A 12,753-nucleotide genomic window follows, 5' to 3' on the forward strand; every position below is an offset into this window, starting at 1 on the left:
GCATCGCGGCGGCCTGTTCCAGGGTGAGCGGGGTGGTGCGGGGCAGCGCGGTGGGGGACGGGCGCAGCGCGGCGGCGTTGAACGGGGGTTCGGGGGTGTGGCCGGCGTCGGCGGCGTAGGCGTAGAACGCCGCGAGGGCGGCCAGGCGGCGGGCGGGGTTGTGCAGGGAGACGCGCGGTGCGAGTGGGCGGCGTGAGGGCCGGTCGGGGTTGGGGCGGCGCAGGGCGGGGGCGTAGGCCCAGGTGGTGGCGTCGACTCGTCGGCGTTCCAGGCGCACCGATGCCGGTGGTCTCCTGGGTGAAGTACAGCCACTCCCGCAGGTCGGCCTCGTAGCGGGGTGGGGGTGGTGCCCTGCAGGGCGCGGCCGTGCTTGCCGCGGCCGGCGGCGAGCCACTGGGTGAGGACGTCGTACGGGTGGGGGCGGGTCACCAGGAAACTGCATGCGGGGTGCCGGGGGTTGCTCCGTCTCGGCGGCGCCGGGGGTGACCGCGGTCGCCCTGCGGTCGCCCTGTGATGGCGCCCGCTTGTCCGGTCGCGTGGACACACCGCCGCATGGACGTCGGCCGCATGGCCATAGCCGGACCGGGTCGGCGTCGGTGCGGCCCTGGCGCGTCGGTCAACAGGCGCCGGCCGGGTCGCGTTCGGTGTCCTGCTCTTCGCCGCTCGCCGGTGCCGCTGCGGGGGAGGGGAAGGTGAGCCTCGCCATGCGTGCGGAGATCTCCTTCCGCCCCTTCAGCGCGGCCTGCACGTCGCGCCTGGGGATCCCGGCAGTCTCGGCGAGTTCCTCGATGTCGCCGTCGAAGAGAGGTACGGCCTTCTCCAGTTCCCTCGCGAGCTCTCCCTGGGCCATCTCGACCCGCTCCCTGGCCCTGTCGATCGCGGTGAGGGCGGAGGTCTGGCGGGTCTGCCGCTGCCGGAGGTCTTCGCGCTCCTGCTCCTGGCGTCGCTTCAGGGCCGCGCGCCGGTCCATCGTCTGCTCGTTCCTGCGTGAGGTCATGGCGCGATCCTCGCGCCCCACCGCGCCCGAGTACAGCACCTGCGGGTGGGCCGTCCCGCGCTGTAACCCGGTGGAACGAATACGCGATCCGGAAATGCCCGATGACGAGCGGATCGGAAGGCGACGAGAGAGGACCAGGAGGGGACGGAAGCGAGCAAGGAGGAGCAGCGGACACGGACGGGAAGGCGAGGCAGGAGCGGAACGGACAGCTAGCGTGATCAGGAACAGCACACCTCTTGCTATCCGCCGTTGATCCCGAAGGAGTGCGCCGGATGCCCTGTTCCGTCGGCCGCCGGACGGGCCGGTTGACCGTCGGTGCCCCGACGAGTCACGGCGGGCCCGGGGCCGGCCGGTGATCACCCTCCACCCGATCAGTGCGGGCAGCGGCATCGACTACCTGCTCTCCACCGTCGCCGGCGACGACGTGAGGACCGGTTCGCGCTCGCTGACGGCCCACTGGGAGGGCGGCGGTGACACCCCGGGCGTGTGGCTGGGGGCGCAGGCGGCCGAGCTCGGCATCGCCGGCCGGCGGGTCACCCAGGAGGCCGCCGACGCCCTGTTCAAGGACGCCCTCAACCCGGTCGACGGCAGCCCGCTCGGTCGGCGCTGGAGCCGTTACCCCAGCGCCGACGAGCTGTACGAGCGGTACGCCGCCGCGGAGCCGCAGGCCACCGAGGAGCGGCTGCTCCTGCTGAGGGCGAAGGCCGAGAAGGAGGGCAACCGGACTGCCCGGTGCGGGTGGGAGATGGTGTTCTCCCCGGTGAAGAGCTTCAGCGTGCTGTGGGGGTGCGCCGACGACACCGAGCGGGCCCGGCTGGAGGCCGTCGAGGAGCGCGCCTTCCGGCGGATCTTCGAACGCCTTGAGGGTGAGGCCTGCATCACCCGGACCGGCCCGACGCCCGCCTCCCAGGTGCAGGTCCGCGCCAGGGGCTTCATCGCCTGCGTGTTCGTCCACCGCAGCAGCCGGGCGGCCGATCCGGCCTATCACCGGCACCTCACGATCAGCAGCAAGGTGCGGGCGGCGGACGGCCGCTGGCTGGCCCTGGACGCGCGCCATCTGCACCGGATCGCGGTCGCCCTGTCGGAGGCCTACACCGCCGAGCTGGAACGCGGGATGCACGCCGAGTTCGGCATCCGTGCCGGGGCGCGCCAGGACAGCATCCGGCCCGCGAAACGGCCGGTGCGCGAGTTCCTCGGGGTGCCCCTGAGCGCGGTGCGCGGGTTCTCCCGGCGACGCGAGGCCACCGAGCGGGCCCTGGCCCGGATGATCGCCGAGTTCACGGTCCGGGAGGGCCGCGCGCCCGAGCGCGCCGAGCAGTACAAGCTGGCCCAGGCCGCCACCCTCCAGTCCCGTCCGGCGAAGACCGCGACCACCGTGGACGGCGAGCGCCGGCAGTGGCGCCGCCGGGCCAAGGCCTACGGCATCAGACGCCCCGACAGGCTGCTGCGGACCGCCGCCCGCACCGGTGCCACCCACCCCGCGCCGGGCCCCGACCCGATGGTCGTCCCGAAGGCGATCGACGCGGTGCTCGCCGAGCTGGAGGGCCATCGCGCCACCTGGACCCGGGCCAACGTCGAGGCCGAGGCGTGCCGCCGGCTCACCGCGGTCGGCGCCCACCTCGACGACGACTACCACCGGGTCCTCGCCCGCGTCGTCGACGGCGTCCTCAGCCCCGTCCGGTGCGAGCTGCTGACCCCGCCCGACGCGGTGCCCCTGCCCGCCCGGTACGCCCGCTGCGACGACCGTCCGTCGCTGTTCGCCGAGGTCGGCTCCCGGGTGTGGACCTCCCACGGCATCCGGGCCGCAGAGCGGGCGCTCGTCGAGGCGTCCACGACCCCCGCGCCGGTGCGCCGCCTGACGGCCGAGCAGGTCGACCGGGTCCTCGCGGCCGGCGAGACCGAGCGGGGCTTCGCGCCCTCCGACGAGCAGCGCGAGGCGGTCCGCCGGATCTTCGGTGCGGACACCCGGGCCACGTGGGTGGTCGGCCCCGCCGGCACCGGCAAGACCACGATCATGCGCCTGGTGAGGGAGGTCGCGCACGCCCATCGGATCCCCGTCCTCGGCCTGGCCGGCGGCCAGGTCCAGGCCGACCTGCTCGCGGCCGAGGCGGGCATCCGGGCGGAGAACATCGCCAGGTGGCGGACCATGTCCGAGCACTACGGTCGGGGGCTGCGCCACTGGACGCTCCAGCCCGGCACGATCGTCATCGTCGACGAGTCCGGCCAGGCCTCCACCCCCGATCTCGCCGCGCTGCTCGGCCAGGTCCGGCAGGCCGGCGGGCGGCTGCTGCCGATCGGCGACCCGCGCCAGCTCGGCTCGCCCGGAGCGGGCGGCGCGCTCGCCGACATCGAGGAGAGCGTCCCCGACGCCGTCGTCCGCCTCACCGAGGTCCGCCGTTTCCGCGACCCGGGCGGCACGGTGCGCCGGTGGGAGGTCGACGCGGCCCACCGGCTGTCCGTCGGCGACGCCGGCGCCGCCTTCGACGCGTACGAGCTGCGAGGGCGCGTCCACTGCGGCCCGGCCGCCGCCGTCATGCGTCGGCTCTTCGAGGACTGGCGGCGCGACGTCGACGACGGCCTGAGCTCCGTCATGATCGCCGCCACCGACGCCGCCGTGGCCGAGCTGTCCCGCCTCGCCCGCGAGGACCGCATCGCCCGTGGCCTGGTGGACGACCGGCGCACGGCCGACCTCGGCGCCCGCGGGCGCGCCGGCGTCGGCGACCTCGTGGTCACCCGGGTGAACGACCGCCGCCTCGCCACCGCCGACCGGCGCCAGTGGGTCCGCAACGGAGACGTCTGGACCGTCGGGGCCGTCGGCGCCGACGGCTCCCTGACCGTGCGCCACCAGCGGACCCGGCGCACCGTCACCCTGCCCCCGGCCTACGTCGCCGACGCCGTCGACCTCGGCTACGCGATCACCTCCGCGCGCTGCCAGGGCGTCACCGTCGACGTCGGCCGCGCCCTGCTCGACACCGGCTGGAACCGCAACGGCGTCTACCCGGCCCTCACCCGGGGCCGCTACGGCAACCACGCCTACCTCGTCACCCAGACACCCCCCGACGAGGACAGCGGCGAACCCGGGCACCCGCGCACCGCCCGCGAGATCTGGCACGCGATCGTCGAGCGCGACGGCACCCGGCTTTCCGCGGGCGCCACCGCCCGCCGCCAGGAGGAGCAGACCCAGTGCCTCGCGACCACCACCAGCCGCCTCGTCCACGTCCTCGACGAACTCAACGCCGAGGCCGCGCAGCGGGCGATCGCCGCACTGCTCGGCGGCCACGCCGCCTCCCGCCTGGCCGCCGCCGAGGCCTGGCCCGCCCTGCGCGCCCGGTGCGCGCGTCTGGCCGACGACGGCTACGACACCGCCCGGCTCCTGCGCGCCGCCTGGGCGGACGGGCGGGGCAACGAGACCGACCACCGCACCGGCCGGCCGCTGCGCGACCTGGCCGCCATCGTGGTCGCACGCCTCGACGCCCTGGCCGAACACCACGGCGAGCGCTTGCGCCTGCCCGACGGCGCCCCTCGGCCCGCGACCGCCCCGACCTACTGGGCACCGCCCTGCGCCCGGCCCGGCGCCGCGCTCCTGGAGGCGATGGGCCTGGTGCTGCCCGACGCAGGCCGGTGACGCGGGTGACGAACTGGTCGGTGGTCAGGCCGGAGGAGCGGATCATCCAGGTGGAGACGTCGTCGGCGGCCCAGATCAGGGTCTGGGTGACGGTGTACACGGCCGCGCAGCTCAGTGCCCACTCGACCAGGCCGGTGACCGCCGTGGCGATCCCCTTGCCCTCCTGCGAGACGCAGGTGCGGGTGACCTCCACGCACAGCAGGATGACCGCGATGATCGCGGACAACTGGAGCATCAGGGCGAGGGTGTCGGAGATGCCGTCAGCGTCCAGATCCACGACGGACCCCTCCAGGACGGCCTTGGCCATCTCCCCGAGCACCCACTTCGCCGCGCTGGCGAAGGTGTGGGCGAGCCGACTGGTGCCCTCGTCGGCGATCGCGGCGCCGGGGTTCTTCAGGGCGGCGGCGAGGCCGCCCTTGGATTCGGCTTCGCAGTGGGCCACACCCGGGTTCTTCTTGCACCAGGCGGTCATCTCCCTGTCGGCGTTCCCGCAGTACACCTCCATCCCGGGCAGGGGCAGGACGTCGGCGTCGCAGTACCTGTGCTTGTAGGTCGCGTACACGCAGGTCGAGAGCGGGTGGTCGCTCAATCCGAGGGCCCGGCAGCCGTCCTCGTCCAGCGGGACACAGCCGCCGCGCGCGTCCATCTGTTCGGCCGGGGGCTTCGGCTGCAGACCGGTGGCGGTCAGCTCCTCGGGCTGCCCGACGGGCCGGGTGTGCGTGGGGCAGGGTGTTCCGGCGGCGGCGCCCGGGACGGGAACCGGCGGGGGCGCGGCGGCGAACGCGGCGGCCGGCCCGGCCAGGTGGGCCAGGACGAGCACCAGGACCAGCACCGCGCGCCGCACGCCGCTAGTGCTGGTAGGCAACGGGCCTCCAGCCGGCAGCGTCGGCCTGCACTGTGCCCGGCTGGGCCACCACCGGGGTCTCCCGCATCTTCTTCGAGGTGAGCCTCCAGTCGTCGCCCTCCCAGACCACCGGGGCCGCGACGGCGAAGACACCGGTGCCGTGCTGGATGCCGCCGACGGTGGGTGTCTGGGTGGTCAGCAGCCACACGTCGACGGCGTCGGCGCTCACCGACTCGGTCTGGTAGGCGCGGACCTGGAAGGCGATGAAGTCCGAGCCGGTGCTGCCCCCGGCCTCGGGGAGAGCGAGGAGGCGTCGCCAGTCCCGGGCGTCCGCGATCGCCAGCGAGGTCAGCTTGAAGAAGTCCTCGCCCTTGCGGGCCATCACCATCATCTGGTCGGGCACCGCGTCGGGGCTCAGCAGGTCACGGGCCTCGGTGTAGTGGGCGGCCGCGGACACGGCACCGGCCAGGGTGTGGGGGTAGCCGACCGGAATGCCCTGCTCGACCCGGGCGGGCGCGGGCAGCGGCACAGCCTGCACCACCGTGGACGGGCTCGCGGACGGCGGTACGGCGGCGGCCGAAGCAGCGGCGGGGCCGGCGGCGCCGGCCCGCGGCCCGGGTTCGGCCTGCCAGATCAGGACCGCGACCGCGCCCGCGGCGGCGGCCGCCGCCAAGGCAGCCCCGGTGACCAGCGTGCGCAGGGCCCGCCGCCGGCGGAGCTCGACGGAGTCCATCCCGTCAGCCCTTCAGGCTCGCGCCGAGGGCGACGATCGGCCAGGCCAGGCCGATGATCACGGCGGCGCGGAAGCACTTCGGCATGCCGGCCTTGCCCCGGGCGCTGACATCCGGCTTGTCCGAGATGCTGCCGAAGGAGTCCATGGCGGCGCACGCGCACAGCGCCGCGACCACGAGAGCCAGGCAGCCGCCCATCGTCCAGTTGACGATCGTGGTCAGCGCGCTGCCGACCTCTCCGCCCGGCACCTCGGGCCTGAAGTTCTTCCCGACGTCGTAGAACGACCCGCTCGGGGCGCTGGTGGGGTCATTGAACGGCAAGGTGGTCAGCCGGGCTGCCAGCAGCGACATAGAGGTCGTCATGCGAGGGATCCTCCGAAGTGGCGGCCGTCCCGGCCGGGGCCCGCAGCGGGCCCCAGGACCTCTCGGCCGTGGTGATCAGGGTGTCGGCCAGCCCGGTGCCGGCCGCCTCGAACCGGCGGCTGAGCCGGTCGGTCCGCAGGGCGTGCGCCCGCCAGGTGGGGCAGTGCGGCACCCGTACCACCGCGCCGACCCGGGGCGCGAGCATGGTGGCGACCGCCCTGCACCGCCGCGGCATCCCACCGGCCATGCCGACCAGCACCAGCACGCACCGCTGAAGCGGCAGACAGACGCTCTCGGCGGCGGCGATCGCGACGGCGGCCGCCTCCAGGCCCTCTCTCGACGTCGGCGCGCAGATCACCGGCACGGCCCCTTCCAACAGCATCCACTGGGCGGTGCGCGAGTGGACCCCGGTGTCACCCAGGTCGTCCGCGACGGTCAGCGCCGTGTCCGCCACGCTCACCTGCCAGCCACCGATCCCTGCCAGAGCCGGCCACGCCGACGGCGCCGAGGGCAGGGCGAGCGGCGGTTGCGACCAGGGCCTGCGGTCGGTGAGCACCTGGACCCGGCCGTCGAGGCAGGACGAGGCGGCGGTGCGGACCTGACCGGTGCTCAGGGGCCGGTCGGCGGGTACGGAGGCGAGCCCGGTGCCGCCGGCCAGCGGCCAGCGGCGCCACGGCGACGACGCGGTCGACGCGCTGTCGAGCACCACCGTCGAAGCGAGCCGGGCCAGTCCCGCTGCGGCGAGCAGGGCCACGGTGCTCCGGCCGCTGCCGGCCGCCGCCCCCAGCACCGGGACGATCAGCCGGGCGCCGGCGTGCAGCCCGGCCACGGACGCGGACCTGCCCACCGATGTTCACTCCCTCCCACCTGACCGGTGTTCAGCGATGCCAGTTCATGGGCCATCACTGGCCGTAGCCGCACTGTCTAGCACAGTGACGACCGGCTCTGTTTACACTCGGCGATCGACTTGGAGCGGATCGTGACCAGGGGTGTGCCGGTGCCGTACGACACCACCGACTTCGGAGGCGGGGCCGGCATGCGGCCCTGTCCTCGCTGCCTCGACGGCCGGCCGGAGGTGATGCCGGCCGTCGAGGCAGCGGCCCACCTGCGGCGTCTTCCGTCCGCATGCCCTCGTGTCCGGCCGCTCCGGGCGCCTGCCCGGTCGGCAGGTCGGCGGCTCCGGCGGTGCGGCAGGCGGCACCCGGACAGCCACCTCGCCACCGGCCGCGCGGGCCTGTCCGGCCAGTCCGTACCTGACACGCCGACGGGTGCCACACGATCGGGGGACCTGGACCATGCCCAAACGGACGATCCTGCTCGTGGGCGGCGCGGTCGCCGCACCCGCCGGACTGCTCGCCCTGGTGCTGCTGGCGGCCGCCACCGACGTACCCGCCGCGGCGAGCGCCCCGGGGCACGGACCGTACGGCAGCGCGCTTCGGCCGGGCAGCGTCCCGGCGCCGTACGTTCCGATGATCGAGCGCGCCGCCGGGGCCTGCGGCCAGGGCCTGACCTCCCCCCGGCTCGCCGTCCAGCTCCACCGGGAGAGCGGCTTCGACCCCAACGCCCAGAGCCCGGCGGGCGCCCAGGGCATCGCCCAGTTCGTTCCGGACACCTGGCGCGCCTGGGGCCGGGACGTCGACGGCGACGGGGTGAGCAGTCCGTTCGAGCCGGCCGACGCAATCGACGCCCAGGGCCGGATGATGTGCTCGCTGATCCGCCAGGCCCGCGACTCCGGCATCGCCGCCGACCCGTGGCAGCTCGCGCTCGCGGGCTACAACGCGGGCTGGCACGCCGTCGAAGCCGAGCACGGCATCCCGCCCTACCCGGAAACCCAGCGGTACGTCGCCGCCATCGTCGCCGCGCTCCCGGACTTCACCGCCCCCTCGCCCGCCGGGCCGCCGGCCGACGCCGCCCTCCCACCGGGGTGGGACGTCCCGGCCGGCACCCACCCGCAGGCCGCCGCCGCCATCCGCTGGGCCCTGGCCCAACGCGGCGGCTGGTACCAGTACGGCGGCGACTGCACCGACCCACTGGGCGCCACCCCGTCCCACTGGTGCGACTGCTCCAGCCTCGTCCAGCAGGCCTACGCCCATGCCGGGATCCGGCTGAGCCGCACCACCTTCACCCAGGTCGAGGAGGGGCAACCGGTCGACCCCGGAAGCATCCAACCCGGCGACCTCGTCTTCACCAACGGAACGGACGGCGGTCCGGGCCGCCCCGGCCATGTCGCCCTCTACATCGGCGACGGCCGTCTCCTGGAGGCCCCCCGTACCGGCCTCCGGATCCGGACGGGCAGCTACCAGATCTGGAGGGCAGCTGGCGGCGGCCCCAACCAGGTCGTCGCCGTCCGCCGGATCGTCACCTGATCCCCCGTCCGGGGGCCGGATCCGTCCACACCCCCGGGTTATCCACAGGAAGTCGCACCACCCGCCCCGGGGACGGCCGGATCCGCCACCCTGACCGCCACGACGACAACCAACGAAGGAGTCCGCCATGACGACCGCCTGGTTCGACCGCATCGCCGCCCGCCTCGCCGAGCCCGACATCCAGGGCCCGCTCTCGGCGGCCTGGTCCCTCGCCAACCAGACCGGGTACTGGGCCCTGGCCGTCACCACCGACACCGGCGGCGACACCCTGGCCGCCTGCGGCACCCACAACCACGCCATCGAGCTCCGCGGCTTCCTGCCCGAGCCCGACGACGGCGACGACCCCGAAACCGACCTCACCTTCGCCGACGGCCGTCGGCTCGCCGAATTCCTGGAGCAGGCGGAGCTTCGGCTTTCGGCAGCGGCCGCCACCGCGGCGACGCCGGACGAGGCCTACACCGCCCTGGTTGCCGTCCGCCTCCTCGGGCACACCGCCGCCGCGGTGCGCACCACGCTCCGCCCGGCGGAGACCGCTCGGTGAGCGCCGAGTTCGGCGAGTTCGTCGCCCTCGCGGGCAGCTGCCTCACCGACGCCGACCACCTGCCGATCGAGCGGAGCTCGGAACTCTACCGACGGACCGTCGGCCACCAGGTCGCGGACCTGCTGGACCTCCTCCTCGCCGTGGAGACCCGGTACGGCTGGGAACCGGTGGACACCCTGCCCGACCGGGCGCCCACCGGCCCCGGCCCGGCGGCGGCACCGGACAGTGCCCGCCGGGCCCGGCTGCACGTGGCCCTGGCCGAAGCCGCCCGACAGCTCAGAGCCGCCTACGGCAAGCCGCCGGCCCTCACGGCCCTCCAAGCGTTCCAGGCCCCCCGGTACGTCCCCCATGCCGTCCAGGCCCTGCGCACCGGCCTGGACCTGCTCGCCACCCACACCGATCCCGACGGCCGGCCCCTCACCCGGCACGGGCTTGCCCTGGAGAGCACGCAGCTGCGCACCGCCGTCCTGGTCAGGGTCCTCGCCCTCACCGGAACGGTCGCGGACCTGGTGGGCCGCCTTGGTTCGGCCACGTCCAGCGCGTCCTTCACCGAGCGCATCGGTGCCCTTGGCCGGGTCGTCGACCAGCTGGGAGTGGTGCAGCGAGAGGTCCGGGCGCTCGCCGCCGACCCGGACGTCCGGCTCGGCGCCGTGGCGCTCGACACCGTACGGCCCCGCGCGCTGCTGCAGCCCGACCCGCCCCGTACCGTGGAGACCCCCGCACAGCTCGGCACCGGCGCCGCCGCCTCGGCCGACCGGCTCGCGGACATCAGCTGGCGCGCCGTACAGGCGGGCGACGACTCCCACGCGCACACCGCCTCCGCCATGGGCACAGCAGCCTCCAACGCCCTCGCCGTCTACCAGCTGACCCGGTTGCTGTTCACCCACGCCGCCACCCATGCTCCCGCCACCGTGTCCGCCCACCTCGCCTCCGTCCACGCCGCCGACGACGCCTGGGAAACTGCCGAGCACGCCTGGCGCCGCGTACGCGCCTGCTGGTTCCCCCTGCGCTCCGCTCCCGACAACACCCTCTCCGCCGTCACCGCGGAGTCGCACGCCCTGGTCGACCGGGTGGGCCGGCTCCTCTACGCCGACCCGGCCTGGCGGCTGTCCCACGGCCACGGGGGACCCACCCGTCGGGCCTGCGACATCGCCGCGTCCCTGCCGGTGTGGTGCGACGCCCTCCGCCAGATCTCCGCCCGCCTCCAGCACCTCGCCGAGGACCACGCCGTCCTCGCCGAACGCCTCGCCGACACCCGGCGGCTGATGATGCGAGCCTCCGGCCCCGGGCACAACCGACTGCCGGCCCGGCCGCTGCCCGCCGATCGGCGCGCTGAGCTCGCCGAGGAATACCGGTCCGCCGGCCGGGCGAGCGCGGCCGCCGAGACGGCCCTCGCCACCGTGGTCTCGGCGCTCGGAGCCGACCTCGCCGCCCAGCACCTCCAGCACCGGCTCGCCTCTGCTCCCGACCGTCAGGCCGCCGACCGCATGACCCTCAGACGCTCAGCGGCCCGGCTCGCCGCTACCGGGCAGAACCCGCAGCCGACCCGGCGTCCAAGGCGGAGCGGCCTGGGCCTGTGAACTATGGACCCGCCGGGCAGAGTCCAAGAAAGCAATGTGGTCCGATACGGGTGACGATTCCTACGCCGTGCCTCCGTGCCAGTCGGTGCCGACACCTGAAGCACCGGAAAGCGCTGTGCCGTCGCCGGCGACCCGATCCTCAGTCAGCTGCTCGCGGGCAGGCGGTGGGTTGATGTCGTATGTCCGCAGGACCAGGCAGTGGCGGTATGTGGCGACGACTTCGGCGACGGCGGCGAGGTCGGCGGCACCGCGGAGCTGAAGGTCGTCCTGTGTCAGCCTCTCCGCCCCGGGGCGTGGCCGACGCCGTCACCGGCGAACCCGTCCCCTATGCCCATGCCTGATGCCAGCCCGTACGATGCTGTCGAAGGTTCAGAGTCGGCTCGCCGGGGCGCAGCTGGGAGAGATCGTCTCTGGGGCGTTGGTCCCGTACACGTGGGGCTCCGGATTCGAACTGAATGGATTGGCGCACTCTGCGCCCAATCGCCGCAGGTCAGGAAGTGTCGGCCCCGCGCTCGCGGGGATAGCTCCCACCAGTGGTCGACGGCCGGGGGCTGGTCGCGGTCGGCCCCGCGCTCGCGGGGATAGCTCCCGTCACCTCCTGGACGGCGACCTGGGCCTCACGTCGGCCCCGCGCTCGCGGGGATAGCTCCCTGATCAGTTACGTCGGCTCGATCTCCGACCGGTCGGCCCCGCGCTCGCGGGGATAGCTCGACCAAGGGCGGCAAGCTCTACCGCGTCGACGCGTCGGCCCCGCGCTCGCGGGGATAGCTCCATCCCCCGCGAGAACTCGAAGATCATGGGCCCGTCGGCCCCGCGCTCGCGGGGATAGCTCCTCCCGGACGACGAGCCTGGGGACGACGCTCCGGTCGGCCCCGCGCTCGCGGGGATAGCTCCTGGCACCTCGTGATCTTCGGGTACTCCGCCAGGTCGGCCCCGCGCTCGCGGGGATAGCTCCCCGGAGCACCGCATGACCACCACGAAGGCCACGTCGGCCCCGCGCTCGCGGGGATAGCTCCGAGTGGGACAGCACGCGGCCGTTCACCGTGTCGTCGGCCCCGCGCTCGCGGGGATAGCTCCCGCCTGACCAGCTCGGCCGGGGGTATGGCGATGTCGGCCCCGCGCTCGCGGGGATAGCTCCGAAGAGGAGAGAAGCCATGGCACGCAAGCTCAGTCGGCCCCGCGCTCGCGGGGATAGCTCCTATCCCGGCCCACGTGGGCCGGGCACAGCAGTGTCGGCCCCGCGCTCGCGGGGATAGCTCTTCTTGACCCAGTCATTTTCGGGCCCTTCCGGCGTCGGCCCCGCGCTCGCGGGGATAGCTCGGCATTCGGCTATGTCGACGAGGGCGGCGTGACGTCGGCCCCGCGCTCGCGGGGATAGCTCCTGCGGGGAGGGGAAGTTCGGCGAGGGCCTGGTGTCGGCCCCGCGCTCGCGGGGATAGCTCCGTCTCCGGCATCCCCGTCACCGCCACGCGCTCGTCGGCCCCGCGCTCGCGGGGATAGCTCCCCGCCGGCGGTCGACACCACCCAGTACTGGCTGTCGGCCCCGCGCTCGCGGGGATAGCTCCAAGGCCATCAACCCCGACGCGGCCGGCGCGGAGTCGGCCCCGCGCTCGCGGGGATAGCTCCAAGGCCATCAACCCCGACGCGGCCGGCGCGGAGTCGGCCCCGCGCTCGCGGGGACAGCTCCTCTCCGGTAGTCGTGCCCG

General features: G+C 74.7%; 9 protein-coding genes and 1 CRISPR repeat array (1 of these 10 only partly in view). Of the genes, 5 read left to right on the forward strand and 4 right to left on the reverse strand.

Annotation, left to right across the window (positions count from 1 at the left end; genetic code table 11):
* Positions 1–616 precede the first annotated feature (616 nt).
* Positions 617–997 carry a hypothetical protein gene (locus ACZ5OX_RS31500; protein WP_465634701.1) on the reverse strand — a complete coding sequence of 127 codons (381 nt, stop codon included), beginning with the start codon at positions 995–997 and terminating at the stop codon, positions 617–619.
* A 352-nt stretch (positions 998–1,349) separates the two neighbouring features.
* Here ACZ5OX_RS31500 and mobF point away from each other — a divergent pair, with 352 nt between their 5' ends.
* Together mobF and ACZ5OX_RS31510 are read left to right on the forward strand one after the other, a co-directional pair.
* A complete protein-coding gene (gene mobF, locus ACZ5OX_RS31505) occupies positions 1,350–4,622 on the forward strand; it encodes a MobF family relaxase (protein WP_465634702.1) in 3,273 nt (1,090 codons plus the stop codon).
* Positions 4,623–4,627: 5 nt separating this feature from the next.
* Complete coding sequence (locus ACZ5OX_RS31510) at positions 4,628–5,173, forward strand: hypothetical protein (protein ID WP_465634703.1); 546 nt, start codon at positions 4,628–4,630, stop codon at positions 5,171–5,173.
* Positions 5,174–5,470: 297 nt separating this feature from the next.
* Here ACZ5OX_RS31510 and ACZ5OX_RS31515 read toward each other — a convergent pair whose 3' ends face one another.
* The 3 genes from ACZ5OX_RS31515 to ACZ5OX_RS31525 are packed head-to-tail and all read right to left on the reverse strand — an operon-like array spanning position 5,471 to position 7,407.
* Positions 5,471–6,199 carry a hypothetical protein gene (locus tag ACZ5OX_RS31515; protein WP_465634705.1) on the reverse strand — a complete coding sequence of 243 codons (729 nt, stop codon included), beginning with the start codon at positions 6,197–6,199 and terminating at the stop codon, positions 5,471–5,473.
* A gap of 4 nt (positions 6,200–6,203) precedes the next feature.
* Positions 6,204–6,560, reverse strand: a complete 357-nt coding sequence (locus ACZ5OX_RS31520) for a hypothetical protein (RefSeq protein WP_465634706.1) — start codon at positions 6,558–6,560, stop codon at positions 6,204–6,206.
* Positions 6,505–7,407, reverse strand: coding sequence for a hypothetical protein (locus ACZ5OX_RS31525; RefSeq protein ID WP_465634708.1), 903 nt, complete (start codon positions 7,405–7,407; stop codon positions 6,505–6,507). The genes ACZ5OX_RS31520 and ACZ5OX_RS31525 overlap by 56 nt, the downstream gene beginning before the upstream one ends.
* A gap of 448 nt (positions 7,408–7,855) precedes the next feature.
* Between ACZ5OX_RS31525 and ACZ5OX_RS31530 the strand changes: the two genes are divergently transcribed.
* The 3 genes from ACZ5OX_RS31530 (at position 7,856) to ACZ5OX_RS31540 (ending at position 11,047) form a co-directional block, all read left to right on the forward strand.
* Positions 7,856–8,926 carry a bifunctional lytic transglycosylase/C40 family peptidase gene (locus tag ACZ5OX_RS31530; protein WP_465634709.1) on the forward strand — a complete coding sequence of 357 codons (1,071 nt, stop codon included), beginning with the start codon at positions 7,856–7,858 and terminating at the stop codon, positions 8,924–8,926.
* Between the two features lie 127 nt (positions 8,927–9,053).
* Entirely contained in the window at positions 9,054–9,467 is a 414-nt protein-coding gene (locus ACZ5OX_RS31535) for a hypothetical protein (protein ID WP_402412967.1), read from the forward strand.
* Positions 9,464–11,047 carry a hypothetical protein gene (locus ACZ5OX_RS31540; RefSeq protein WP_465634711.1) on the forward strand — a complete coding sequence of 528 codons (1,584 nt, stop codon included), beginning with the start codon at positions 9,464–9,466 and terminating at the stop codon, positions 11,045–11,047. Before ACZ5OX_RS31535 ends, ACZ5OX_RS31540 begins: the two co-directional genes overlap by 4 nt.
* A gap of 499 nt (positions 11,048–11,546) precedes the next feature.
* A CRISPR array of direct repeats spans positions 11,547–12,753; the repeat unit is 29 nt; unit sequence GTCGGCCCCGCGCTCGCGGGGATAGCTCC (it continues 42 nt past the right edge of the window).

Source organism: Kitasatospora sp. NPDC032121 (genome assembly GCF_055580145.1).

What these genes read in the sequence shown, in the direction of transcription:
- ACZ5OX_RS31500 (WP_465634701.1), bottom strand. Translation starts at nt 997, where the DNA reads ATGACCTCACGCAGGAACGAGCAGACGATGGACCGGCGCGCGGCCCTG.
- ACZ5OX_RS31515 (WP_465634705.1), bottom strand. Translation starts at nt 6,199, where the DNA reads ATGGACTCCGTCGAGCTCCGCCGGCGGCGGGCCCTGCGCACGCTGGTC.
- ACZ5OX_RS31520 (WP_465634706.1), bottom strand. Translation starts at nt 6,560, where the DNA reads ATGACGACCTCTATGTCGCTGCTGGCAGCCCGGCTGACCACCTTGCCG.
- ACZ5OX_RS31530 (WP_465634709.1), top strand. Translation starts at nt 7,856, where the DNA reads ATGCCCAAACGGACGATCCTGCTCGTGGGCGGCGCGGTCGCCGCACCC.
- ACZ5OX_RS31535 (WP_402412967.1), top strand. Translation starts at nt 9,054, where the DNA reads ATGACGACCGCCTGGTTCGACCGCATCGCCGCCCGCCTCGCCGAGCCC.